This is a genomic window from Metasolibacillus fluoroglycofenilyticus, from assembly GCF_003049645.1.
Classification (GTDB): Bacteria; Bacillota; Bacilli; order Bacillales_A; family Planococcaceae; genus Metasolibacillus; species Metasolibacillus fluoroglycofenilyticus.
In genome coordinates this window covers 163,711-187,904 of record NZ_PYWK01000001.1, presented here as the reverse complement: position 1 = coordinate 187,904, position 24,194 = coordinate 163,711, and the positions used below count along the sequence as shown (strand labels likewise).

The following is a 24,194-nucleotide window of genomic DNA, read 5'->3' as shown; positions in this document are numbered from 1 at the left end:
TCGTTTCCTCCTAAAAAAGCTTTCGTAATAACTGCAATGTATTGATTAAATCCGCTCTTGTCGCCCATAGAAACATCCCGATATAAATAAGACCAATTAGACTAGCAATTGCACTAATTAGCGTACATACCAGTGCAATATTACTTTTCCATTTTGTAGCCAAGTCCCCAAACAACCTTTAAATAATGTGGATTTTTCGGATCTGTTTCAATTTTTTCGCGGATTTTTCGGATGTGTACTGCGACAATATTTTCAGCATTATACGCCTCTTCGTTCCAAACCATTTCGTAAATTTCTTGAATGGAAAAAACACGACCAGCATTTTTTAACAATAGTTCTGTTATTTTATATTCAATGGGCGTCAGCTTTATAGGCTCTCCGTCCTTTAAAACTTGGCGACCTGCTATATCTAACTCTAGCCCTTCAATTTGCGCTGCGCTATTTTGAAATGTTCCTAGCTCGACATAACGACGTAGCTGCGACTTTACCCGAGCCATTAACTCTAAAGGATGGAAGGGCTTTGTAATATAATCATCCGCCCCAACAGACAAACCATGAATCTTATCCGTATCCTCAGCCTTCGCACTAAGCATAATAATTGGGATATTTCGTTCAGCCCGGATTTTAAATGTCGCTGTAATACCATCCATATTCGGCATCATTATATCTAAAACAATCAAATGTACCTCATGCTGTGACAGCATTTCTAACGCCTCTACACCATCGCCAGCCTTCAAAACTTGATAGCCATCATTTTTTAAATAAATTTCTATACCATCGCGGATATCTTGGTCATCATCCACGACTAGTATCGTTAACTTCGTCATATCATTCACCTCGCTGCAAACTCTTATAATGTTATAATAAAGGATAAAAATGAAGTATTGCTTAACGTAAATCTTAAGATTTTCTGAAGAAATGGAAAGGGAATGTCGTTTATGTATAAAACTGTAGCTCAAACAGCCTTAGACTTAAATATGCCAGAAGAACAAATTTTATATTATATTCACAATGGGCGCATTAAAGCCGTGCATGATGGTGAGCAATTTTTAATCAACAGTGGACAGTTCGAGGCATACCACGAGCAAATCGAGCGTATCAAAGAGGAAATTGATATTTGGCGTAATACCCCCATCCCTGAAGATATTGATGTGAAGGATGAAGACTAAAGGGTGCCCAACCCCCAGAATTAAAGTGAAGAATTTCTATACTAAAAGAAAGGCGGTGCTGCCTTTGTAGACAACACCGCCCCTTACTTAAATCGGGATAACTTGACTTACACTTTTTGTCATTATTTCTGCATAATCCTCTACCATCACACTTGCAGTTGGATACATTCCCGCTCCAGGTCCAACAAGTGTAATTGTCCCAATATAATTTGTATCAACAGCCACAGCGTTATTAACATCATCAATAGCGTATAACGGATGCTCTTTGTTCACTAATAACGGTATTACTTTACCAACGATTTTTCCGTCTGCAAAGCGTTCTATTTCCGCAACATGACGATAACGTAGCCCTTTCGCCTGTGCCTCCTGCACATCTGCTTGGGAAATTGCATCAACACCGATTACTTCTACCTCCGACCAATTAGGCTGTTCACCAAATGCCAAGCTAGATAAAATCATTAACTTTTTGAAGGCATCCTGCCCCGACACATCATTGTATGGATCGGCTTCTGCATAGCCAAGTCGCTGTGCCTCCTTTAAAGCTTCCTCAAAGGATACATTTTCTATACGCATTTTCGTTAAAATATAGTTCGTTGTTCCATTTAAAATACCTTGAATTCGTTCGGCATCATTTACTAACAGCACATTTTTTAATGTCTTAATAACAGGTACGCCACCAGCTACAGAGGCTTCATACCCTACATATACACCATGCTCCTTAGCAAGTTGCTCAAGCTCCTGCCCCCGCTTTGCAAACATCACCTTATTCGCCGTAATAACGTGGCATCTATGCTCGACTGCGCGCTTTAAATAGGAAAACGCTGGCTCCTCATTTACAATCGCTTCGAAAACAACTTGTAATCCAGGCTCTGCCAATACGTCCTCTATACTTTCCGTCATCAAATGCATTGTGTTAGCTACACGTTCTTTACTCGCATCAGTAACTAATATTTTTACAACCTCGAGCTCCACCCCTAATTTCTGTTGGAGCTCCTGCTGCCTTTCCTTTAGTATATGATAAATTCCTTGCCCCACGGTTCCAAAACCGAGAATGGCTGCCTTCACTTTTGACACTATACCTTCGCCTCCAAATTTCCTTTCACAACTAATCAAGTGAATCTTAGGCTTTTTACAAAATCAAATTGTGTATTTTATATATTTTCTGCAAAAAACCACGACTTATTTGTTATATCGTTCTCGTTATATATAGTGATTCTAGCTCAATACTTATGATATTACAAGAAAATTCTACCCTAAACAGACATTTGTTTTTTCAGAGAGGTCACCAAACATTCAAATAATATAGAAATGGGGCTGCCAAGAAAGAAATGACTTTCAAGACAGCCCCGTAGGTTATATATCAATAAAAGAAATGGGGGAATTTCTTCTATTATAATAAGGAAGATTTCAACTAACTTCTGTTAATTGTCGACGGCGATAGTTTTCCAAAATGGATTGCATAATCTTTTCCTCTAATGCTGTAAATGCTGGCACTGCATATGTGCGGTGAACAAGCTGAAACTCCCCATAGCGTAAAAACCATTCTTTCGCTGGCAATTTAATGTGGTCATTTCCATGCTCGATATACGCATCATATACTTCCTTTACAATGTACCCATTTAATAAATCATATGTTGATTCTGAAAACGCACTATGCCCAAACACTTTCATCCACATCATTTCAACATTTGCTAATAATAATTGAATTGCTTGTGAATTGATGAAGGTGTATGTCTCATTTAATTCATACACAATATAAGATGCTATGTTTTGTGCACTATATGTACGTCCCATATTCAACACTCCTTTGATTTATCCTATTTTATCAATTACGCTTCGGTTCACCGCCACCTAGATTTATCCAATATTTTTGGTGGAAGTTTACTTAAAATCGCCACATCCTGTAACATCCGTTGGAGATTGAAAGAATTTTAATTCCCTGCAAGTGGATTGGTTTTATTATAATTGAGAAAAATCAAGAAGTCAACAATTCTTATAAAAATACTAGGTATTAAGTTTTATATTTTAGCTAGAGGGGCTGCGACTGCGAAATGATGCAGTCTACAGCCTATTTTTAGCAACAATCTAACAAAACCATATAGATACTTTATACAAATGAGTATTCAAGCGTTTGTCTATAGGTTAAGCATTTTTTGCTGCTAATGCTAACGCTTGGTCCAAATCTGCCACTATATCTTCCACTGCTTCTAAGCCGATTGATAAGCGAATGAGCTCTTCTGATACACCAGCGATTTTAAGTTCTTCTGCTGATAATTGTTGATGTGTTGTAGATGCTGGGTGAATAATAAGCGAGCGTGCATCGCCCACATTTGCTACATGCGAGAAGAGTTTAACACTATCAATAACAGTTCGCCCAGCCTCTCTACCACCTTTAATACCGAAAGTGATGATAGAGCCAAAACCATTTTTCAAATACTTTTTCGCCAATGAATGCGATACAGTATCTTCAAAGCCGTTATAGTTTACATATTCCACGAATGGGTGGTTACGTAAATGAGCCGCTACTTTTGCGGCATTTTCATTATGTCTTACTACACGCAAATGAAGCGTTTCTAACCCTTGTAAAAAGTTAAATGCTGAATCTGCACTTAATGTTGGCCCGAAATCTCGCAGCAATTGCACGCGCAATTTTGTAGCGAATGCCGCAGTTGCCGTATCAACTCCATAGCGGATGCCGTGATATGTTGTATCAGGCTCTGTGAAGCCTGGGAATTTCCCCTGTGTCCAGTCAAATTTCCCTGCATCGACAACAATACCACCGATTGTTGTGCCATGCCCACCAATCCATTTTGTTGCCGAATGAATGACAACATCCGCCCCGAATTCGATTGGATTAGAGCCATATGGTGATGGGAATGTATTATCAAGGATTAGTGGGATACCATGCTCATGTGCGATTTTAGCAACCGCTTCAATATCTAGCACATTTAAGCTTGGATTACCGATTGTTTCTGCAAAAATTGCTTTTGTATTTTCGTTAATTGCCGCTCGGAAGTTTTCCGGGTCACTCTCGTCTACAAATGTTGTCGTAATACCGTAACGTGGCAAAGTTGTAGCAAATAAATTATAAGTACCGCCGTACAAAGAGCCTGCTGATACGATATGGTCTCCTGCACCAGCAATGTTTAAAATAGAAAATGAGATAGCTGCCATTCCTGAAGAAAGTGCTACTGCTGCTGTTCCTTTTTCCAATAAAGCAACACGCTCTTCAAATGCCCCAACAGTCGGGTTCATAATACGAGAATAAATATTTCCCGCTTCCTCTAATGCAAATAATCGCTGCGCATGAGCAGTATCGTTAAATGCATAAGCAGTTGTACGATAAATTGGTACGGCAATTGCCCCTGTTACTGGATCGGGTTTTTGCCCACCATGTAATAACAATGTTTCTGGTCGTAGTGTTGACATGATGTTCCTCCTAAAATGTATTCGATGGCTAATGGATTTTTGAGGAGGGTAGAAAAACAAAAAACCCTCTTCCTAAGAAGAGGGTTCGCAAATGAGCAAGTTTTCCTCCCCTTATCTTTCAGATTCCAATCCGAATCTGTAGGAATTAGCACCTTTGTAAGCTCGTCGCTTACCGGTTGCCGGGCATCATAGGGCCTAGTCCCTCCGCCACTCTTGATAAGAGTATTTGATTCATGTTCCATCGTTGTGATTGAGTATAAAGCATTGTAAACCAAGAAGTCAACTATTATTTTTAAATTTTTTTCAATAGATGTCACAAATTTTGAATGAAGGCCTACCAAACGTAGCGCAGGTCGCGAATATTTAGATTAATTCACATCAGTTAGCTCGAAAAAAATCTAAATGAGAGTTAGCCAAGGCGTAATTGTTTTTTAATTAATTCATACAAATCGCTAAAATAATAGCATTTAGTCAACTTGATTGGTTATTTAATATAAGTAGTATAAAATAATATACGAATACAGGTCATTAGGAGGATGAAAATGGATACTAGAGAACTTTTACGCAATCACGCATCCGTGCGTAAATATACAGGGGAACAAATTCCGCGCGAAACGGTAATGGATTTAATCGAAACAGCACAAATGGCAGCAAGTTCACATTTTGTGCAAGCATATAGCGTTATTTGGGTTACGGATGAAAATAAAAAGCAAAAGCTCGGCGAATTATCAAAAAATGAATTTCAATTTCAAACAGCGGGTGCATCATTCTTATTTTGTGTTGACTTTAAGCGTCTTCAAGCCGCGGGTCAAAAACACGGTGTAGATATCGTTACAGATTCTGCAGAAAATTTACTTGTTGGTGTAGTCGATGTATCTTTATTTGCACAAAATTTTGTTGTTGCGGCAGAGGCGAAGGGCTACGGCATTTGCTATATTGGCGGAGCACGTAATAACCCTGCTGAAATTAGCGAACTTTTCAACTTACCTAAAAATGTATTTCCGTTATTTGCACTGACGATTGGTACTCCGACAAAGCGCAATGAAACAAAACCACGCTTGCCTGTCCCTGCAGTACTTCATGAAAATGCCTATGACGAGGCTAAGTATGATGCATTATTAGAAGAATATGATGCAACGATGGAAGGTTATTATGCAAGTCGTTCTTCAAATCAAAAAACAGCTACATGGACAAAACAAATGGCAGATTATTTAATCGAGCAAAAGCGTCCATACATCAAAGAATTCCTTGCACAGCAAGGGTTTACATGGAAATAACAGTGACCCATGCTCTTGCATTTAGTCCTTTGCGATTTTACTGTAGAAGTGGAAGTTTTTTGTACTCTTCATCTTGCTGTCGGTATAAAAAAAATGCTCCTGCGGTTACTTGTTGCAAGAAACATGTCCTAAATCATGATAAAATGGACCTACAATACATGAAAGTATTCAGAGGTGTTTGCCTATGCAAATGAATAGACATGTTGCGAAATCGTTAGAGCGACAACAATTAAAATCAATGCGACGCTTTTATTATGCAATAGCTGAAATCAATTTAATACTTGCTGATATTCATAAAAAAATACAATCAAATATTGATGAAGAAAAATATCAATATGCTACTGCTTATGTAAATAAATATATTTCTTATACATCTGTATGGAATATTAAATTTGCTTATAATTTAGAAAACCCTGAGGTCGCAATGCTTCAGCTCTTCCATTTACGATATATTTTCCAGCATGAGCCTACCATTGCATTTACTCAAGAACGCCAAATCGTTCAGCAGCAACAACATGCCTTTGACAAGCTACAGCTCTTCAGAGCAGAGCAACTCGCTGCACGTTACGAAACAATGCTGGCATATATTGCGGAGCACCAGGGCTAATTGAACCAAATATTGAATGCAGCGATTAAAAACAAAAGTCCTCTCTCTTTAGTCAGCATTTCACAGTCATGTGACGCTAGATATTTAGGGCTGCCCTAAAAGGCAGCTCCTTCTTTCAGTTTGAGTTTCGCTTATGCACTTTCATTCAGAAGAAAACCCCATGAACCTAGTGTTTCTACTATTTTCAAAAAATTCTCTTGCATTGTACCCAAGTGAATTTTTTGAAGTAATACCAACGAAAGCGTGCAAAATACCGTGCAGTTGCTGGTATTTTGCACGCCTCGCCCTTTTCTACTCCTTAACCATACGCGCGTTTGGTAGTGGCCAAACAACAGCTGGCACTGTACCTAATATTTTCTCCTGTGCGACAAAGCCAACCGTTATATCTCGACTATCCAAGCTTCTACGGCGATTATCTCCAAGCACAAAATATTGACCTTCAGGTACAACTTCCACTCCTAAAGCGTCCACCAAAGTAAAGTTCCCTGTTAAATTTCCGCTGTCTACTAATGCTTCCCTATTGCTCTTTAAGTAAGGCTCTTCGAATTTTTCGTCATTAATAAATAGCTCATCATCCCGATATTCTATACGGTCCCCGGGTAAACCAATAATACGCTTAATAAAATTTTCACCCGTTGGTGCTTCAAAAACGATAACATCAAAACGCTTATAATCAGATAAGGTTGGTCCAATAATATTGACAATCACTTTTTCCTCATTTTCAAATGTAGGCATCATTGAAGCACCTTCTACATTCACAGGTGTAAATAAAAAAATACGAATCCCAGCAGCTAATACTACTGCAAACACGATTGTTTTAATCCAGCTAATAATCTCCTTTTTCTCCAAACTCGCTCGCCTCCTTAAAAATTAAAACGTCTTTTAGTAAGCAAAGTTGCATAGGCCCATTTAATTTCCGCAAGACATTAAAAGCTTTTCGCTCTACTCTTTCACTTAGAAGGAACACCATTAAATTCAATGTTTTGGACAGTAGCGATGATATTTCGCAAAATGTTGATATATATAAACAGAGAACGCCTCTTTTAAAAATGGGAGGAACATTGGCTTTAGCAGCGTTATCTTTCATTAAAAGGGAAGCGATGAAAACATTGATTTCAATACAAACAAAATAGACTTTTCGGACAACTCCTCTATCTATTCTATGCACCAACGAAGGCGTTCAAAATGCCGGCTACTGCACGGTATTTTGAACGCCTATAAACGCTATGTCTCGCTCTATTCTACAGGGCAAACATTTTACTATAAAACTAGCCGCCAGCGTTCGAAACGCCGGCTACTGCACGGCATTTTGAACGCCCCTAATTGTTAGTTGCTTAATTGGCTGGAATTGTTCGCCTGTAGCGTAGTATGTCATTGTCACTTCGTCCCCCTGCTCTAAATAAATAGCAAGTGGTACTGCTTCAGAGCTGACTATGAAATTTTGCCCTGTATCTGTTAGTAATGAAACGATTGTAAAGTCACCAACGCGCTCTTTATAGACACGTAGCACCTTTGCTGTAAGCTGTGCTTCCTCAGCGCTAGAAGAACCATCTACTGTACTACCACCACGACTAAGCGCCGCTTTATAAAGCTTTAATGCCTCATTTGGTGTGAAAGCATATGCTGAAATTTCTGGATTAGCAGCAGATACGATAAAGTAATTTTGCAGGAAGCCATTTGAATCTAAAACTGCGGATAGCCAGCTTGCTTCACCGTAGAAGTTATACAAAATCGGCATCTCGCCTTCCCACTCTTTTTCAATAAACTTTTTCTCGATAATTTCAAGCGCACCTTGAGAATCCATATATGATTCTTCCAAATTACCTGTATAATAAGTAGCCTTGCCTGTACGCGCATGTGTCAAAGAGTAACCAAGCATCGAGTCAACACCCTCTTTCGGGCTGGAAAAATCAGTGAAGTAATACATTTCGCCATCCTCCATGAAGACTGGACTCACATTTGCCTCTGTTCCTTCATCCGATGGAATTTTCACATCTTTTTTACCGAATACGCTATTCCAAAAACCATGCACATAATTGCCGTAATAGCTGTTTTGTAAGCTAACAGCCTCTGGGGAAATCGCACCATCAATAAATTCAGGTACATCTGCTAAGGCAATTTTTTCAGACTGCCCCGTTTTCGCATCGACCTTAACAATACCTTTTACATCAAAGCCATTACGCGCAGAAATAAAATCACCATATGTGCGAATATAGTATGGTACACCCTCATCATCAATTTCTAGCTGCACATCGCCATAGAAAATAAGTGTTGGGTATTGTAGACGAATATGACGCTCTAAATTTTTATTAAAGTAAGCTGATGGAATATATGCCATTTCATGAGCCATAAATTTTGGATTATCACTTGAATCTGTAGCGCTCATTATGAAATAACCCGGTGTCGTTTTACCATTAAACCACTTAAATAGTCCTGAAAACTCCACTGGTGCAATATAAACAAATTCACCATTGACCTTTTGAATTTGCAGATGTCCTAGCTCATAGTAGCTCGTATTTGGTACTTGACCGAAGGCTTTTCTCATTTTATTTTTCGCAAACTTTGGAGGCACACTTGCAGGTGTTTTCGTTTCGTCAAACGGTTGAATTTCAACTTGCTCCTCCATTTCGGAAGATTGATATTTTTGCTCGGCATTAAAAATTGGGGCTGCTAACAAATAAGCAAGGGCTAAAATTGAAATTAACGTCAACACAGATTTTAGCTTTTGCTCAGCACCTGCCGCAAATAGTGCGCCAACTAATGCAGCTACTGGCGCTACGTATAAAAATACCGTCCAATGTAAATCAACTTTTGAAATATATACCGTTAAAAATGTTAAAATTAAACTACCTAAAAAAACAGAAGTTAAAAGTATACTAAACTGCTTGCCTGTTAATTCGCCCTTTGGTATTTTTTTTGTTAAGGGCACGATTAGAATCGTCACCACAACAGCAGTAATAAGTACCGTTATAAATAATTGTCCCACTATCATCACCTCTAATTTATTTTTACGTATGGGATTGAATGAAAGTTTCATAAAATTACAAAGGGGGTTTTTTTAAATGGAAAGAAAAATTATTTTAACATTATTCTTAATCTTCGGTCTTTATTATGTTTTTTTCTTTGATGCCATTCCAGTTTCATGGCAGATGGTTTTTAAGCTAATTCCAATGATTTTACTCATTATTTTAGCGCTACGTTCCCATGGAGAAAAAAGCTACAAATCAATTATTATTGGTGGTCTTATTTTTTGTGCCATTGGGGATTACACATTGCAATGGTTTATCGTTGGCTTATGTAGCTTTTTGATTGGTCATTTATTTTATATTACCGCTTTTAGTAAAACGAATAATCGTCAAACACCCGTTAGTGCCAAAGTTGTGCTAATTATTTACGGCTTGTCGATGATGCTATGGCTTGCCAGCACGATTTTGCGCACAGGCGATGCTGTACTAACTGTTGCGGTTTGCGCATATATAATTGTCATTTTATTAATGGGGTGGACTTCTTTCCGAACAGCTAGTAGCTTTGCTATTATCGGTGCATTTTTATTTATTGCGTCAGATTCCGTTTTAGCCATTAATCGCTTTATTACGGATATTCCTTATGCTCATATTTTAATTATGGCAACCTATTATGGTGCACAATTATTTATTGCACTGAGCATCGTTCAATATGCCGCATTACGAAATAAAATGTTACAATAACCTAGAAGCATGATAACAAGGGGGATTATTTCCATGAAAGAACAATTAATCGAACGCTTAATTCGCTATGCGAAAATCGACACACAATCTGATTTCGCAAGTACTACAACACCTTCTACAATGAAGCAATTTGATTTATTAAATATTTTAAAAGATGAGTTAGCAGAAATCGGCTTAACGGATATTACATTAGATGAATACGGCTATTTATTCGCAACATTACCTGCTAACACTGATAAGGATAATGTGCCAACATTGGGCTTCCTTGCACATGTTGACTCAACACCTGATTTCTCAGGTACAAATGTTAATCCACAACGCATTGATAATTACGACGGTGGCGATATTCAGTTAAATGAGCAGCTAGTCATGTCAACAAGCTACTTCCCTAACTTAAAAAACTATATCGGGCAAACATTAATTACAACAGATGGCACAACACTTCTCGGTGCAGATGATAAAGCAGGTATTGCAGAAATCGTGACAGCAATGGAATATTTAGTGCAACATCCTGAAATTAAGCATGGAAAAATTCGCGTTGCCTTCACACCAGATGAGGAAATCGGGCGCGGTCCACATAAATTCGATGTAAAAGCATTTGATGCGCAATACGCATATACTTTAGATGGCGGTCCACTTGGCGAGCTTCAATATGAAAGCTTTAATGCGGCAGGCGTTAAAGTTACAACACGTGGCACAAGTGTGCACCCTGGCTCTGCGAAAAATAAAATGGTAAATGCTACGACGATGGCAATCAAATTCCAAAATGAAATGCCTGTAGACGAAGTGCCAGAAAAGACAGAAGGCTACGAAGGCTTTATCCACTTAATGAGCTTTAACGGGCATATTGAGGAAGCTACATTAACATATATTATTCGCGACCACGACCGCGAAAAATTCGAAGCAAAAAAAGCACACTTTATCGAGTCGGCGAAAAAAATCAAGGCTGAGTTTGGTGAAGATGCTATTACAGTAGAAATTGAAGATCAGTACTACAATATGAAGGAAAAAATTGAACCTGTAATGGAAATTGTTGACATCGCTAAAGACGCTATGATAAAGCTTGGCATTACGCCAATTATCGAGCCAGTACGCGGTGGCACTGATGGTTCACAACTATCTTATATGGGCTTACCAACACCGAATATTTTTGCTGGTGGCGAAAACATGCATGGTAAATTTGAATATGTATCAGCAGAAACGATGGAAAAAGCAACAGAAGTTATTTTAGAAATTATTCAGGCATTTGAAGTGCGTGCTTAATTGTAACTGTTAGCTTACTAGGGTGTCCTCTAATCTGAGCATAAGGAGCTATCAGAACAGGAATTCCTTTTCTGATAGCCTCAGCTAACTTTCATCCAGATTTTTCGAGCTAATTGGTAAAAATTAACCTAAAATCGTCACATCCTGAGACATTCGCAGAAACATGATATTGGTCAATCAGTCACCTGTGCACGTGTTGCGATAATATTAGACTGAGTTCTTCTTTATCAGCGGACGTCTAGCTATCCATAGAATTAAGAGATTTCTGTATCTGTCGCTACGCTTTCGGTACAAAAAATATTGCTAAAAACGTTAAATATCCGCTAAGGCGTGTCCCAAAATATCTTTTCAGACACGCCCTTTTTCTAAATTTTATATTCTGAATATTCAGTTACAGGGAGGTGCCTAGATTAATGAAGGAAATACTAATAGGTATTATTGCAGCACTATTTTTTGCTTTTACTTTTATTTTGAATCACTCGATGGAACTAGATGGTGGTAGCTGGCTATGGAGTGCTTCCTTGCGCTATTTTTTTATGCTGCCATTTTTAATTGCTATCGTCCTCTATCGCAGAAATTATCGGCAACTACATAATGAAATGAAGGCACATCCTCGCCAGTGGTTACTGTGGAGCTTTGTAGGCTTCGTATTATTTTATGCGCCTTTAACATTTGCTGCTGCATACGGACCGGGCTGGCTTGTTTCTGGCACTTGGCAATTTACAATTGTAGCAGGTGTATTACTAGCGCCACTTTTTGTTACAGTTATCGCAAATCAAAAGGTACGTCAAAAAATTCCGATGACAGCACTGCTTATTTCATGCATTATACTAATCGGCATATTATTAATACAAATTCCACACGCTAAATCTGTCTCTACAAGCGCCCTTATGCTCGGGATTTTCCCTGTATTAATTGCCGCCTTTGCTTATCCACTTGGTAATCGCAAAATGATGGATGTATGTGGTGGTCGCATTGATACATTCCAGCGTGTACTAGGTATGACAATTGCATCCTTGCCTGCTTGGATTATAATGGCGATATACGCGCTTATAACTGTCGGTCTGCCGTCAGGTAATCAAATCTTTCAATCACTGCTTGTTGGAGTAAGCTCAGGTGTTATCGCCACTACATTATTCTTTATCGCCACTGACCGTGTGCGTGACAATCAAGGAAAACTTGCTGCTGTAGAGGCAACACAATCAACTGAGGTTGTCTTTGTTATTATTGGTGAAATGCTACTTTTAGGTATTCCCCTTCCAACACCAATTGCGCTGATGGGGCTAGCTATTATTATTATCGGTATGCTGCTACATAGCTATCATACAATGCTCGTTGCAAAGCGCACGGGCATATCTGTAGAGTGAGGTTTTGTTAATACACTCAATTCGACTAAAATGGGAAACGATATGGGTATAAAGTAGACTTTCAGTTCACGGGGAATAAGGAATTTTATACTTTCCTAGACAAAAAAAAGCCGATCCTATGGCTAGGGATCGGCTCAAATTGGCTCTCACAAGAGAAGCTTTGAAGAAAATATAAAGGGTAAAAAAATTTACGTTCTAAAATGAGGGGGGTAGAACGTATTTTGAACTAGCGAACTTCTGGAGAAAAGTAGCTAAAGTTCAAGCTCATAAGCACTGTATTGCATATGAGTAATGCTTACAATGATAATGATAATCGTTTTCATTTAACTTGTCAACATTATTTATTGATTTTTATTTTCGTTGTAGAAAATGTTATGATATATGAAAAAAGGTGAGTCTATGCCCGCATTATCCTATGATCAAATACGACAATTAAATTCCTATAGTATTTATACAGAAAATCCTGAACGCCCCTTATTTACGCTTGCTAATTTACAAAAGGATTTTTATTTAACAGATTTCCGCAATCTAATGATGGGAATAACACAGGCGGCAACTGAAACAGCCGCTATTTCTCATTTCACTCGCCGCTATGGCATGTTTGTAGCTATGCAATTTTATATGCTTGCAACCTATGACGAGGTTTGGGATGGAAAACTAGAAGATATTCGCTTTGCACTTGTACATGAGTACGGTATCAATACACTTGGTACATTTATTACAGCAAATGATTTTCGCTATGTGGAAGACAACGAGCGTGAGGCCGTTATCCAAAAAATCTTATACAAACAAACTTTTGAAATTATACAGCAGTTGCGTAAAACAACTTCTATTTCTCCCCTTGTGATGTGGGAAAATATTTTTGGCTATCTCATATGGCATTATCACACATTACTTGAAAACCCAGCACTGGCTGACCGAGCATATGAGGACTTAGAAATACTTGAAGGAACAAAAGTATGGAGTTATATTGCAGATAAATCTCTCTTTTTAAATTATACAGGCGGCAAGCACCCTTCACAGTTGCTAAATGTCCCCGTGCGCAAAAGCTGCTGCCAATCAAAGGACATTCCCGGTTTAATGGCTTGTGGATTTTGTCCATTGAAATAAATAAGGCGCCAGAAAAGCAGTGCTATGCACGCTTTTCTAGCGTTTTCCACTGAAATCAGCCTTTTTGGATAATTCTTATGAGCGAATCTGGTTATTTTATGAGCGAATTTCTCTCCTTTGTGAGCGAACTGGGTCTTTTAACCTACCAAATTGAACAAACCATTCCTCCCCACGCTTTTCAATCGCTATACCTATATAGCCATCGCGTAAAGCTTGCTGCTGTGCCTCCACATCGCCCATTGCAATAACAAGCTCCCCACCTGTAAATGACTGTTCTTTATGTAAAGGCTTCGCCATCACGTAGCGCAGTTTTCCACCATATTTATATTTCAGTGCACGAATATATATATTTTGCACAAGTTTATCCTTTAGGCTTGCAATATTATAAGGCTTCACCGTAGCGCAAACCCAATCATACTTCGCCATATCCACCTGTGTCATTACGATAGTTGCTAATGTTTGCTGCAAACCATACCCACGAAATTTGGGATGTATAAAAGAAATTTCCTGATAAAGCACACGCGCTAAATTTTTCGCACCAACATCCAGCCCCAAGTGCTCCTTTTCCTCTACATCCGGCTCCAATAAAGCACGAACTGCAATAAGCTGGCTGTCAGCAAATGCCCCAATCATTATGCCATTGCCATTTAAAATATATAATAACTCTTCCTTACTAAGAGGCTGTAAAATTGTCTTATCCTCAAGCGCATCACAAACCATCTGCTGTAGCATCTCGATTTCAGCTAGTTGCTCTGCCGCCAGACGCTCTACATAAAACTCATGTTTTCCTAACTGCCCTTTATAAAGCATTATGTCACCACACCGTTCTGTTTTTCTAAACTTCTTTATCCTGCATTAACAAGCTAGTAAGCACGATTCGTTCGGCTAACAACCAGTGGAAATCATGCGAAAGCTTCCACAGATTGAAGTTTCATTTTATTATAGCGTAAACAAAAAGGTGCTGTCCAAAAAGCCGTGCATAGCCGGCATTTTGGACAGTAGCGATGATGTTTCACAAAATGTTGATTCATATAAACAGAAAATACCTCTTTTGAAATGAGATGAATATTGGCTTTAGCAGTGTACTCCTTCAGTAAAAGGGAAGCGATGAAAACATTTATTTCAATGTGGTGTCAAAATAAAATGGACTTTTTGGGAAGTTACTGAAAAAGTGAATTGTCTCGAAAAATTCTGATGTAATTCTGACTTTCATGTAGATTAAGTCCAAAAAAATCAAAGTTATTCACAATTTTTTTTGAGAATTACTAGTTTTTCAGTGCCCTCCTTTCGGACAACGCTTTTTTTATAAGCCCGTAAAGAAACCCGCTGGATAGTGCTCATAAGTATCGCCCTCTTTAAAAGCGTCCATTTCCTCATTACGTTCTAGCTCTAACTCTTCGTCTAATAAATATGTTTCAAGATTAGAGGATAAGATTTTTCCCATCCATAACACCCTTCCTTTTAAAGAATTTTCTGATTATTGATATAATACTATGCTGCTTTTTCATGTGCAAGTCATTAATTCATTATATGCATAAAAAGCATAAAACCTATCCCTTAAAGAGATAGGTTTTATGCTTTTATACCTAGGTTTGCTTAATCAATTACGCCGAGGTTGCAATTAAAGTCTAAGCTTTAACTTGTGCTACTCCTCCACCTTTATTTTTTGTCATGATTTGAATAGCAACCATAATACCAAATACAACTAATCCAGAAATATCCGAAATTGATTCTGGGTAAACCATTGCTAGCCCAGCAACAATAGCAATGATTCTTTCAATCCAATATAATTTTCTATACCAATAGCCAATAACACCTGCACCGATTGCAATCATACCCATTATAGCTGTAAATACTACCCAAACAATTTGTAAAATTGTTACATCAATCATTAATAGCGCTGGTGAGAACACAATCATATATGGAATAATGAATGCCGCTATCGCTAGCTTCGCAGAGTTAACACCAGTTTTGATAGGGTCTCCTCCCGAAATACCTGATGCTGCAAAGGCAGCAAGGGCTACAGGTGGTGTAATATCCGCTATAATACCAAAATAAAACACAAAGAAATGCGCTGATAATAATATAACTACTGGCACTAACTCTTGTGGTGTATTTGGCGCTAATAATGCGATAATTGCTGGTGCCGCAATCGTTGATGTAATAACATAGTTAGCTGTTGTTGGTGCACCCATTCCTAAAATAAGCGATGCAATCATAACAAATATTAATGTCAGTAAAATACTACCACCAGCTAATTTTACTAAACTGTTTGCTAATGATAAGCCTAACCCTGTTTTTACAACAACGCCTACAATAATTCCCGCACAAGCTGTCGCTGCAACAACACCAAGCGCTGTACGCGCCCCATCAACTAAAGCATCTAAAATATCAAGAGGACCTAAGCGTGTATCTTTATTAAACATGCCAACTAGAATACAAGCAAGCACTCCATACAATGCTGCATGCATAACTGGTACGCCTACTAGCATTAGGACAATAATTAAAACGATTGGCAATAATAAATAAATTTTCTTGAATACTTCTTTACGATTAGGCAATTCCTCGTCCGTAAGACCTCTCAGCCCTAATCGCTTTGCCTCAAAATGTGTCATAATCCAAATACCTGTAAAGTAAAGCAATGCAGGGATAGCTGCTGCTTTCGCAATATCCCAATATGTTACACCTCGTCCGATAAACTCAACCATTAAAAACGCTGCGGCTCCCATAATCGGTGGCATAAGTTGACCGCCAGTTGAAGCAGATGCCTCTACAGCACCAGCAAACTCCTTTTTATAGCCAAGTTTTTTCATCATTGGGATTGTATAAGACCCCGATGTAACTACGTTCGCTACGGAAGAGCCTGAAATTGTCCCCTGCAATGCAGATGAGAAAATTGCGACTTTTGCCGGACCACCTGTTAGCTTCCCTGCCAGCGACACAGCTAAATCGTTAAAATATTGACCTACTCCTGTTTTCACAAGAAAGGCTCCGAATAATAGGAAAACGAAAATAAATGTTGCCGATACACTAATTGGTGTACCTAAAATTCCATCAGTCGAATAAAACATTAAATTGACAATACTTTCGATGCTTTGCCCTCTGTGCGCCATAAAATTCGGCATATACGGTCCAAAATAAGCATACAACAAAAAAAGTGAGGCAATAATTGTGATTGGCAATCCTACTGCACGTCTAGCAGCCTCTAAAACTAGCAAAATCGCTAAAAGACCAACAATAAAATCCGTTTGCTCTAATCGACCTAAGCTTTGTACTAAACGCTCGTAATTAATCGTCCAATAAGAGCCTACTAAAATCGCAATAATTGCTAAAATATAATCATAATACGGTATTATATCCTTACGTGATTTACGCCTAGCTGGAAACAATAAGAAAATAAATGTTAGACCAAAGCCTAAGTGTATCGTACGTTGAATTTGAGCCGGAAACAAACCAAATATAGCTGTATATAATTGAAATAAAGAAAATATTAATAATCCTGCATAAATAACATATTTAAACATACTGGAAATATTGCGCGTGTTTGATTCAATATCGTATTTCTCTAGTAGCGCTTGTTGGTCCTCTACCGAGAGTTGCTCAAAACCTTCATTTTGAACAACAGGCTCTTTATTATTTTCTTTCTCCATACAATCGTGCTCCTTTCATTTTTTCATATAGTGAAAGTTTTTTAACTTCAAATAAATAAGATTTCCCTCTTACTAACTGTTGCTTCAAATCTACATAATTAGATTGATAAATTAGTTGTAACGAAGCATCTATATTCGCCACAAATAAATTAAAGTTAGGTAGTTTCGCATTATCATAGGAAAGAATATAAACACCATTATCGTATGTTAATGTTTGCCCCTCTTCCGCGTATCCAGGCATACCGATAGCCACATCCTCATATTGCATTGATAAAAGACGCAATTCATTATTAGATAATACTTCATATGATTCAATAACATCTGTTTTATGAATAGAATGTGTAAATAAAATTTGAAACTCTCGCTCTTGATACAATGTTAAATAATACATTTTAACCTTATCTACTTTTGTTTCGGTAAATATTAAAGCACTTTCGAATGGTATAAAAAAAATAATGAGCAGTATACCACCAATAACAAATAAGTACCATTTTTTCATAATAGATACCTTTCAATAAGAAAAAGGCTCTGAAGCACTACGCAACAGAGCCTTCTTTCAGATTAGTTGTTTACTTCATCAAAATATTTTTGAGCACCTGGGTGCACTTCAATTCCAATACCGTCTAATCCACTTTCAGCTTTGATAAACGCACCTTTTGCATGACTAATTTTATCTGTATTATCATAAATTGCTTTTGTCATTGCATACACTAAATCTTCCGGTAAATCTTTTTTAACTGCAAGCATTGCTCCTACTGATACCGCAGGGATTTCTTCTTTTAAGCCATATGTGCCGGCTGGGATTGCATCCTTTGCGTAATATGGATATTTCGCAATTAATTCATCAGCCTTATCAGCTGTTACAGGAATAATATATACACCATTTGTTGCATTTAAAGATTCTACAGCACCTGTTGGATAACCAGCTGTAATAAATGCTGCATCAATTTGCCCTGATTGAATACCATCTGTTGATTCACCAAAGTCTAAATTTTGTGGCTTAATATCAGCCATTGTTAGACCATGTATTTCAAGTAATTGCTCAGCATTTGCATAAGTACCTGAACCAGGTGCCCCTACTGATACTTTTTTACCTTTTAAATCTTCATATGATTTAATACCAGAGTTAGCCAATGTTACAAGCTGCACCGTTTCAGGATATAAAGCCCCTAAAGCAGATACAGAATCAATCTTTTGACCTTCGAACATTAGCGTACCTTCTGTTGCATAATAGGCAATATCCGTTTGTACGAAAGCGATTTCACCTTCACCATTTTGCAGTGCTGTCATATTCGCAGCAGACGCTTGAGAAACCTCTGCTGTTGTTTTTACACCTGTTTCAGTCGTAATCAAATCAGCAAACGTTCCACCTAGTGGATAGTAGGTACCTTGCGTACCACCTGTTAAAATAGATACAAAATCTACATCAAATGATGGCTTTTCCCCATTATTTGTCCCCGTACTTTCTTTGTTGCCTTCTTTATCAATGCCACACGCAGCTAACATAAGTAAAGTAAAGCTTATAATTGTTAATAATATACTCTTTTTCCTCATTATTAACATAACCCCCCTCTTTTGTTAATCACTATACATTTTACAGAGCGCAATGGGAGTTGTCAAACTAGTCTGTTAATATGTAAATAGGGGGCGTCCGAAAAGCCGTGGATAGTCGGCATTTGGGACGCCAATGATGGTGTTTCAGCAAAATGTTGGCTCCTCTAAAATAGAAAGAGCTTTCTTTGAAAATGCTAGAAACACAGGATTTAGCGGTGTTTCTCCAAAATGAAAGAGAAGAAGCTAAAATCCCCTTTTTAGACAGCTACGCTTTATTGAATCACGCCACAAGCAATACGTGCTCCAGAATTACCCGAAGGATCTGTTTTATAGTCATCTGCATTTTCATGAATAATAATCGAGCTACCGTCTTTATCGAATAAGGAGTTTTCATGCCCCTTCATTAATGTGACAAGCTTCGTTGTAAATTCTAATTGCGCTGTACCATCTTCCTCTACTTCTAAATTCGGTAAATCTCCTGCATGTGGTCCTTGTGGATTCTCGATACCATGTTTCTTATGCTCAGGATTAAAATGTGCACCTGCTGATTCGAAGGTTGGCGCATCGCATTTTCCTACCTCATGAATATGAATAGCATGTGTGCCCGGTGGTAAACCGTGCAATTCAGCAAATAGCTCTACCCCTTCCGCCACTTCCTTTAATGTGACCTTTCCAACACTTTCGCCTTTGCTATTCATCATTTCAGCAATAGCTGTAGCAGAGCTCGGTGCATGAACAGGTACTTCCTCCTCTTTCTTTGTTTGAAAAAGTGAACAACCTGACAATAGCAAAATCGTGCTAAGTATGATTATTTTATACATAGTTATCCCTCCTGCTTTTATTGTTACCAAAATAGCTGGTTCTTTATTCAAACTAAAACATATAATGTTCAGTCCGATATAAAAACAAAGGAGGGGTTATAATGGAAATTAATTCAATTATGTCAAGCCAACTCGCACAGTTACAGCAAACATTGCAAATGTCTATTTTAGACAAAACTTTGAATGCTGGTGCCGGCGTTGTTGAAATGCTAGCAGAAATGCCCGCCCCTGTTGCTGAACATCCGTATAAAGGTCAACTATTTGACGCACAGGTGTAAAAAAGAGGCTGGAGCATAACTAGCTTGGAATCAATAGAAGGGAGAATTTGAGCGACCTCAAATTCTCCCTTCTCCCTTTTTACTATTTAATGAAATCGAACAACATCCTTGCTGATTTGATGACCCCAAAAACTATGATTTTATTTGTGATGTATTAGTTGAACGACAGGCAATTCTATTTGGCTTTGTGCAAATTCATTACAATGGACAGGAACTAATCGGACAAGAGATGTTTTCGCATATCCTTGTTACTTGGCATTGTTATGAGAAAATTTTGAAACAAATGTATAAACAAAACTTTGCGAGTGCAATACAGCCTGAGGGAGGGGATGAACTTGTCATTGCAGTTCGTCCACATGATACAGATTCCAATCAAATTATACTTGAAATATCCCCCGAAAGAGGGATATCACACAAAGACTACAGAATCTTTATTCTACCTCGCAAGGAATTTTTAAAAGCACTCTACGATGCATTGATTACTTATCATCAAACTGACCTTGAATTCTATGTTGTAGATGAGCATAAACAGGCAGCAAAAAGACATATTCACTCTTTACTGAATCAACGCCTATATTAGCCAAAATCTAATTGCTTTCTGAGTAGTTGGATTTTAGTTAATCTATTCGAAGTTTGGCATTTTACTAAAAATGCTGTAATTATCAAATACATTATCTTTACTAAAAGGGGGAAATCATGGGATTACCAACTATAATTTTAATTTCAGTATTAAGCAACTTAATTATTTACTTCTTTTTATTAAGAAGATTTATTAATTTCCAATTAATTGATAAAGGGAATTTAAAAGTCATTAGAACCAATCGAATTTTAACACTCCTTTTTATGATAGCTTTAATCATTCAATATATCTATTTCGAGGTATTTGCAGAAACGCTATTTTTCTTTTTAATTGTTAGTTCCATTGTAAATTTATTTTTTTCAATTAAAATGAATAAAGCATCCAAAGAATATCTATTTTTTGTAAATAACTTTATTTTTGGTATAGTTACTCTCATAATATTATTAATTTATTAATCCACTGACATTTTCTAAATGGATATTGAAAAAATAAGGAGGGCCTTATATTCAAAATTCAAAGTATGCAGTTCATATACCTAAAGTCTATTGGTTATTGTTTGGTGGATTGTTTATTATAATAAATTACTATGAACTATTTTTGGCTTTTCAAATACAGCACTCCTCTTTTGATGGGTTGGAGAGTTTCATGAAATTCTTTTTTATTCTTTTCGTAACTGCGCTTGAAGCGTTTATTATTATGCTAGTAGTACTTTTATTGTCGCGTTTTTTTGCGCAACGAATAAAAAGACACTAAAAAACTGCACCTCCGATTGTTAGTTGTGTCTAACAATTGAGGTGCAGTTCACTGTAAAGCGACTTTTCCTTCTATTAAAAGTAATCGCAAATTATTTTATAATACTTTTCCCAAAAACGCCTTCGTTCTGTCGCTTTTAGGATTACCAAAAAGCTCGTCTGGTGTGCCTTCTTCAACGATAAAGCCACCATCCATAAAGACAACACGGTCGCCTACTTCGCGCGCAAAGCCCATTTCATGTGTTACGACAACCATTGTCATTCCTTCTGCTGCTAGATTTTTCATTACATCCAACACTTCCTTTACCATTTCTGGGTCAAGGGCAGAGGTTGGCTCGTCAAATAGCATCGCCTTTGGCTTCATTGCAAGTGCGCGTGCAATCGCCACACGCTGCTGCTGACCGCCAGAAAGCTGCTCTGGATAGTTATAGGCTTTGCTGTCTAGCCCTACTTTCTTCAATAGCTCATGAGCTAGTTTTTCTGCATCTGCACGGCTCAGATTGCGGATTTGCATCGGTGCCATAATGACATTTTCGAGTATATTCATATGCGGGAATAGATTGAATTGCTGGAATACCATCCCTACTTCCGCGCGTATTTCATTAATATTCGTTTTTGGGTCATTGACTTTGACGCCTTCAATATAGACTGCCCCGTCTGTTATTTCTTCAAGTAAATTAATACAGCGCAAAAACGTACTTTTACCTGAGCCTGATGGGCCGATTACACAAACTACTTGTTTCTCTTGTACTTCATAGTCAATCCCTTTTAATACTTCAAGCTCACCGAAGGATTTATGCAAGTTCTCAATTTTAATCATCGTGCTAACCTCCCCTTTGCTTTCCGAGGAATATAGCTATTGCTGTAGCGCTTCTCGATAAATGCAATTCCTTTTGTTGCAGTATATGTGAGTACTAAGTATAAAAATGCTGCAAAAAGATATGGCTCCCATGGTCTAAATGTAGCCCCAGCGATTACTTTGCTCGCATACAAAATATCTGGCGCAGCAATAACCGTTACTAAAGAAGAATCTTTTAACAACGCGATAAACTCATTTCCTAATGGTGGAATCATGCGTCTAAATGCCTGAGGTAAAATCACCTTACGCATCGCCTGCCCCTGTGTTAAGCCAAGCGAACGAGCTGCCTCCATTTGCCCTTTGGCAATACTTTGGATTCCTGCACGGAAAATTTCCGCATTGTAGGCAGCACAGTTTAAAACAAGTGCTGTAATACCAGATACCATATATCCTAATGACTGTCCAAAAAGCGTCGGAAATAACGCTAAGTGGATAATTAGAATTTGCACAAGCATTGGCGTACCACGCACTAAATCAACATAAATTTTACATGGCCAATATAACCATTTTTTCGTCGATACTTGTCCAAGTCCTAATAGCAATCCGAAAATAATCCCGCCACAATAGCCTGCTAAAGTTAAAAGAAGAGTTATGCCGACCCCGCGAATAAACATATCGCGGTAATTCCAAATAACATCCCATTGTAAGTTTAATAAATCCATACCCCTACCTACTTCCTAATAGAAATTACATTTACAAAAGTATTAACTATATAACTCTACTCTCAAAATGACTTGTAACCCTTTTTTATACAAGAACTTTTGTAAGTAAAATTATAGAAACCCCTTATACTTTTTTAACATGATATAAAGCTACCTGAAACAGTTACTAAAAGCTTCATTACCTTGACAAAGGAGCTGTCTTAAAATAGCTTTTCAGACAGCTCCTTTCCCAATAGCCTCATCTCACACTACTCGTTCCAAAATTCTGAACCTGTAATTTCTTTTAGTTTTCCATTATCTTTAATTTTTTGTAAGCCTTCATTTAGCTTATCTAATAACTCTGTATTTCCTTTACGAACCATAAAGCCGTAATATTCTTTTTCAAAAGCATCGTCTTCAACAACTTTTAACTTTTTATCTGGGTTTGCTTTAATATACTCATAGACAACCGCATTATCACCAATTGCTGCATCCGCATTGCCATTTAGCATTTCTTGAATGGCAAATGGTTGGCTTTCAAATGCCAAAATGTTTTTGCTTGTTTCACCTTGAAGCTTTTTAGCAGCAACATGTCCTGTCGCATTAATTTGTACAGCAATTTTCTTATCTTTTAACTCTTCTAATGAGCTAATTGTTGAATCTTCACGTACTGCGATTAATAGCTTTGACTCATAGTATGGCTCTGTGAAATCAAAAGTTTTTTGGCGGTCCTCTGTAATTGTAATACCTGATGCACCAATGTCTGTTTCTTTATTATTAATCGTTGAGAAAACAGCATCCCAGCCGATGTTTTTCCATTCTACTTGAATGCCTACTTCATCAGCAATTGCCTGTAATACATCTACATCGATACCGACAATGTTGCCGTTTGTATCAATTGATTCGAATGGTGCAAATGTAGCCTCTGTACCCACTACATATACCTTATTATCATCACTTGAGCCTGAGTCACTACCAGACTTCGTGTCATTCTTTGTTCCACAGGCTGCTAATACAAGCATTACTGCAACAACCATTAATAGTATTGAAAATCTTTGTTTCATAAACAATCTCCCCCTAAACTAAATAAGTCCCTTTATCATCCTTATCTCCACTCCGGCTAACTCTCG

Annotated in this window: 25 protein-coding genes and 1 riboswitch; of the genes, 9 read left to right on the top strand and 16 right to left on the bottom strand. The window is 37.7% G+C overall.

The genetic code is table 11. From position 1 onward, the window contains the following. Positions 1 to 10: 10 nt before the first annotated feature. Complete coding sequence (locus tag C9J36_RS17235) at positions 11 to 163, bottom strand: hypothetical protein (RefSeq protein WP_161485093.1); 153 nt, start codon at positions 161 to 163, stop codon at positions 11 to 13. After that, the gene (locus C9J36_RS00865; RefSeq protein WP_066167847.1) at positions 141 to 827 is read right to left on the bottom strand and encodes a response regulator transcription factor; all 687 of its coding nucleotides are present in this window, start codon (positions 825 to 827) and stop codon (positions 141 to 143) included. Before C9J36_RS00865 ends, C9J36_RS17235 begins: the two co-directional genes overlap by 23 nt. A gap of 111 nt (positions 828 to 938) precedes the next feature. Between C9J36_RS00865 and C9J36_RS00860 the strand changes: the two genes are divergently transcribed. After that, the gene (locus C9J36_RS00860; protein ID WP_066167844.1) at positions 939 to 1,169 is read left to right on the top strand and encodes a MerR family transcriptional regulator; all 231 of its coding nucleotides are present in this window, start codon (positions 939 to 941) and stop codon (positions 1,167 to 1,169) included. 87 nt (positions 1,170 to 1,256) lie between these two features. Here C9J36_RS00860 and C9J36_RS00855 read toward each other — a convergent pair whose 3' ends face one another. From C9J36_RS00855 to C9J36_RS00845, 3 genes are all read right to left on the bottom strand, one after another. Further along, positions 1,257 to 2,243, bottom strand: a complete 987-nt coding sequence (locus tag C9J36_RS00855) for a homoserine dehydrogenase (RefSeq protein WP_107941942.1) — start codon at positions 2,241 to 2,243, stop codon at positions 1,257 to 1,259. Positions 2,244 to 2,576: 333 nt separating this feature from the next. Continuing rightward, positions 2,577 to 2,963, bottom strand: a complete 387-nt coding sequence (locus C9J36_RS00850; protein WP_066167838.1) for a hypothetical protein — start codon at positions 2,961 to 2,963, stop codon at positions 2,577 to 2,579. Between the two features lie 348 nt (positions 2,964 to 3,311). Continuing rightward, entirely contained in the window at positions 3,312 to 4,598 is a 1,287-nt protein-coding gene (locus C9J36_RS00845) for an O-acetylhomoserine aminocarboxypropyltransferase/cysteine synthase family protein (protein WP_107941941.1), read from the bottom strand. Positions 4,599 to 4,706: 108 nt separating this feature from the next. Then, positions 4,707 to 4,821: riboswitch (SAM riboswitch) on the bottom strand. A 319-nt stretch (positions 4,822 to 5,140) separates the two neighbouring features. Between C9J36_RS00845 and nfsA the strand changes: the two genes are divergently transcribed. Next, entirely contained in the window at positions 5,141 to 5,875 is a 735-nt protein-coding gene (gene nfsA, locus C9J36_RS00840; RefSeq protein WP_107941940.1) for an oxygen-insensitive NADPH nitroreductase, read from the top strand. Between the two features lie 184 nt (positions 5,876 to 6,059). Then, complete coding sequence (locus tag C9J36_RS00835) at positions 6,060 to 6,482, top strand: hypothetical protein (RefSeq protein ID WP_107941939.1); 423 nt, start codon at positions 6,060 to 6,062, stop codon at positions 6,480 to 6,482. Positions 6,483 to 6,773: 291 nt separating this feature from the next. Here C9J36_RS00835 and lepB read toward each other — a convergent pair whose 3' ends face one another. Beyond that, entirely contained in the window at positions 6,774 to 7,331 is a 558-nt protein-coding gene (gene lepB, locus C9J36_RS00830; RefSeq protein ID WP_066167824.1) for a signal peptidase I, read from the bottom strand. A gap of 445 nt (positions 7,332 to 7,776) precedes the next feature. Next, the gene (locus tag C9J36_RS00820) at positions 7,777 to 9,474 is read right to left on the bottom strand and encodes a hypothetical protein (protein WP_235615990.1); all 1,698 of its coding nucleotides are present in this window, start codon (positions 9,472 to 9,474) and stop codon (positions 7,777 to 7,779) included. A gap of 70 nt (positions 9,475 to 9,544) precedes the next feature. On the opposite strand from C9J36_RS00820, the gene C9J36_RS00815 reads away from it, so the two are divergent. The 4 genes from C9J36_RS00815 to C9J36_RS00800 all read left to right on the top strand — a co-directional run bounded on the left by C9J36_RS00815 (position 9,545) and on the right by C9J36_RS00800 (position 13,929). After that, entirely contained in the window at positions 9,545 to 10,189 is a 645-nt protein-coding gene (locus tag C9J36_RS00815) for a lysoplasmalogenase (protein ID WP_107941934.1), read from the top strand. A 33-nt stretch (positions 10,190 to 10,222) separates the two neighbouring features. After that, on the top strand, positions 10,223 to 11,452 hold the full coding sequence (gene pepT, locus C9J36_RS00810; RefSeq protein ID WP_107941932.1) for a peptidase T: 1,230 nt from the start codon (positions 10,223 to 10,225) through the stop codon (positions 11,450 to 11,452). 413 nt (positions 11,453 to 11,865) lie between these two features. Continuing rightward, positions 11,866 to 12,819, top strand: a complete 954-nt coding sequence (locus tag C9J36_RS00805; RefSeq protein WP_066167810.1) for a DMT family transporter — start codon at positions 11,866 to 11,868, stop codon at positions 12,817 to 12,819. Between the two features lie 399 nt (positions 12,820 to 13,218). Next, entirely contained in the window at positions 13,219 to 13,929 is a 711-nt protein-coding gene (locus C9J36_RS00800; RefSeq protein WP_066167807.1) for a Fe-S oxidoreductase, read from the top strand. A gap of 96 nt (positions 13,930 to 14,025) precedes the next feature. Here C9J36_RS00800 and C9J36_RS00795 read toward each other — a convergent pair whose 3' ends face one another. The 6 genes from C9J36_RS00795 to C9J36_RS00775 all read right to left on the bottom strand — a co-directional run bounded on the left by C9J36_RS00795 (position 14,026) and on the right by C9J36_RS00775 (position 19,954). Beyond that, on the bottom strand, positions 14,026 to 14,739 hold the full coding sequence (locus C9J36_RS00795) for an N-acetyltransferase (protein WP_107941930.1): 714 nt from the start codon (positions 14,737 to 14,739) through the stop codon (positions 14,026 to 14,028). 493 nt (positions 14,740 to 15,232) lie between these two features. Further along, positions 15,233 to 15,373, bottom strand: coding sequence for a hypothetical protein (locus tag C9J36_RS17350; RefSeq protein ID WP_201261880.1), 141 nt, complete (start codon positions 15,371 to 15,373; stop codon positions 15,233 to 15,235). A 184-nt stretch (positions 15,374 to 15,557) separates the two neighbouring features. Beyond that, positions 15,558 to 17,579, bottom strand: coding sequence for a TRAP transporter permease (locus tag C9J36_RS00790; RefSeq protein ID WP_107941928.1), 2,022 nt, complete (start codon positions 17,577 to 17,579; stop codon positions 15,558 to 15,560). Then, positions 17,563 to 18,078 (bottom strand): DUF1850 domain-containing protein, encoded by a 516-nt coding sequence (locus tag C9J36_RS00785; RefSeq protein ID WP_107941926.1) that lies wholly within the window; start codon positions 18,076 to 18,078, stop codon positions 17,563 to 17,565. Before C9J36_RS00785 ends, C9J36_RS00790 begins: the two co-directional genes overlap by 17 nt. A gap of 62 nt (positions 18,079 to 18,140) precedes the next feature. Beyond that, positions 18,141 to 19,133, bottom strand: a complete 993-nt coding sequence (locus C9J36_RS00780; protein WP_107941925.1) for a TAXI family TRAP transporter solute-binding subunit — start codon at positions 19,131 to 19,133, stop codon at positions 18,141 to 18,143. Between the two features lie 272 nt (positions 19,134 to 19,405). Continuing rightward, positions 19,406 to 19,954, bottom strand: coding sequence for a superoxide dismutase family protein (locus C9J36_RS00775; RefSeq protein WP_107941923.1), 549 nt, complete (start codon positions 19,952 to 19,954; stop codon positions 19,406 to 19,408). Between the two features lie 101 nt (positions 19,955 to 20,055). Between C9J36_RS00775 and C9J36_RS00770 the strand changes: the two genes are divergently transcribed. Together C9J36_RS00770 and C9J36_RS00765 are read left to right on the top strand one after the other, a co-directional pair. Next, positions 20,056 to 20,232, top strand: a complete 177-nt coding sequence (locus C9J36_RS00770) for a putative motility protein (RefSeq protein ID WP_066167792.1) — start codon at positions 20,056 to 20,058, stop codon at positions 20,230 to 20,232. Positions 20,233 to 20,506: 274 nt separating this feature from the next. Continuing rightward, positions 20,507 to 20,812: a hypothetical protein gene (locus C9J36_RS00765; protein WP_153061583.1), complete on the top strand. Its 306-nt coding sequence runs from the start codon at positions 20,507 to 20,509 to the stop codon at positions 20,810 to 20,812. A gap of 849 nt (positions 20,813 to 21,661) precedes the next feature. Here the strand turns inward: C9J36_RS00765 and C9J36_RS00755 are convergent. The 3 genes from C9J36_RS00755 to C9J36_RS00745 all read right to left on the bottom strand — a co-directional run bounded on the left by C9J36_RS00755 (position 21,662) and on the right by C9J36_RS00745 (position 24,128). Then, positions 21,662 to 22,384: an amino acid ABC transporter ATP-binding protein gene (locus C9J36_RS00755; RefSeq protein ID WP_066167779.1), complete on the bottom strand. Its 723-nt coding sequence runs from the start codon at positions 22,382 to 22,384 to the stop codon at positions 21,662 to 21,664. Continuing rightward, positions 22,381 to 23,085 (bottom strand): amino acid ABC transporter permease, encoded by a 705-nt coding sequence (locus tag C9J36_RS00750; RefSeq protein WP_066167776.1) that lies wholly within the window; start codon positions 23,083 to 23,085, stop codon positions 22,381 to 22,383. Before C9J36_RS00750 ends, C9J36_RS00755 begins: the two co-directional genes overlap by 4 nt. A 248-nt stretch (positions 23,086 to 23,333) precedes the next feature. Continuing rightward, on the bottom strand, positions 23,334 to 24,128 hold the full coding sequence (locus tag C9J36_RS00745; protein ID WP_107941917.1) for a basic amino acid ABC transporter substrate-binding protein: 795 nt from the start codon (positions 24,126 to 24,128) through the stop codon (positions 23,334 to 23,336). Between the last annotated feature and the right edge of the window lie 66 nt (positions 24,129 to 24,194).

What these genes read in the sequence shown, in the direction of transcription:
- C9J36_RS00795 (WP_107941930.1), bottom strand. Translation starts at nt 14,739, where the DNA reads ATGCTTTATAAAGGGCAGTTAGGAAAACATGAGTTTTATGTAGAGCGT.
- C9J36_RS00850 (WP_066167838.1), bottom strand. Translation starts at nt 2,963, where the DNA reads ATGGGACGTACATATAGTGCACAAAACATAGCATCTTATATTGTGTAT.
- C9J36_RS00835 (WP_107941939.1), top strand. Translation starts at nt 6,060, where the DNA reads ATGCAAATGAATAGACATGTTGCGAAATCGTTAGAGCGACAACAATTA.
- C9J36_RS00750 (WP_066167776.1), bottom strand. Translation starts at nt 23,085, where the DNA reads ATGGATTTATTAAACTTACAATGGGATGTTATTTGGAATTACCGCGAT.
- C9J36_RS00820 (WP_235615990.1), bottom strand. Translation starts at nt 9,474, where the DNA reads ATGATAGTGGGACAATTATTTATAACGGTACTTATTACTGCTGTTGTG.
- C9J36_RS00860 (WP_066167844.1), top strand. Translation starts at nt 939, where the DNA reads ATGTATAAAACTGTAGCTCAAACAGCCTTAGACTTAAATATGCCAGAA.
- C9J36_RS00755 (WP_066167779.1), bottom strand. Translation starts at nt 22,384, where the DNA reads ATGATTAAAATTGAGAACTTGCATAAATCCTTCGGTGAGCTTGAAGTA.
- pepT (WP_107941932.1), top strand. Translation starts at nt 10,223, where the DNA reads ATGAAAGAACAATTAATCGAACGCTTAATTCGCTATGCGAAAATCGAC.
- C9J36_RS00815 (WP_107941934.1), top strand. Translation starts at nt 9,545, where the DNA reads ATGGAAAGAAAAATTATTTTAACATTATTCTTAATCTTCGGTCTTTAT.
- C9J36_RS17350 (WP_201261880.1), bottom strand. Translation starts at nt 15,373, where the DNA reads ATGGGAAAAATCTTATCCTCTAATCTTGAAACATATTTATTAGACGAA.
- C9J36_RS00805 (WP_066167810.1), top strand. Translation starts at nt 11,866, where the DNA reads ATGAAGGAAATACTAATAGGTATTATTGCAGCACTATTTTTTGCTTTT.
- C9J36_RS00865 (WP_066167847.1), bottom strand. Translation starts at nt 827, where the DNA reads ATGACGAAGTTAACGATACTAGTCGTGGATGATGACCAAGATATCCGC.
- C9J36_RS00785 (WP_107941926.1), bottom strand. Translation starts at nt 18,078, where the DNA reads ATGAAAAAATGGTACTTATTTGTTATTGGTGGTATACTGCTCATTATT.
- C9J36_RS00800 (WP_066167807.1), top strand. Translation starts at nt 13,219, where the DNA reads ATGCCCGCATTATCCTATGATCAAATACGACAATTAAATTCCTATAGT.
- C9J36_RS00745 (WP_107941917.1), bottom strand. Translation starts at nt 24,128, where the DNA reads ATGAAACAAAGATTTTCAATACTATTAATGGTTGTTGCAGTAATGCTT.
- C9J36_RS00790 (WP_107941928.1), bottom strand. Translation starts at nt 17,579, where the DNA reads ATGGAGAAAGAAAATAATAAAGAGCCTGTTGTTCAAAATGAAGGTTTT.
- C9J36_RS00780 (WP_107941925.1), bottom strand. Translation starts at nt 19,133, where the DNA reads ATGAGGAAAAAGAGTATATTATTAACAATTATAAGCTTTACTTTACTT.
- C9J36_RS00845 (WP_107941941.1), bottom strand. Translation starts at nt 4,598, where the DNA reads ATGTCAACACTACGACCAGAAACATTGTTATTACATGGTGGGCAAAAA.
- C9J36_RS00770 (WP_066167792.1), top strand. Translation starts at nt 20,056, where the DNA reads ATGGAAATTAATTCAATTATGTCAAGCCAACTCGCACAGTTACAGCAA.
- C9J36_RS00775 (WP_107941923.1), bottom strand. Translation starts at nt 19,954, where the DNA reads ATGTATAAAATAATCATACTTAGCACGATTTTGCTATTGTCAGGTTGT.
- nfsA (WP_107941940.1), top strand. Translation starts at nt 5,141, where the DNA reads ATGGATACTAGAGAACTTTTACGCAATCACGCATCCGTGCGTAAATAT.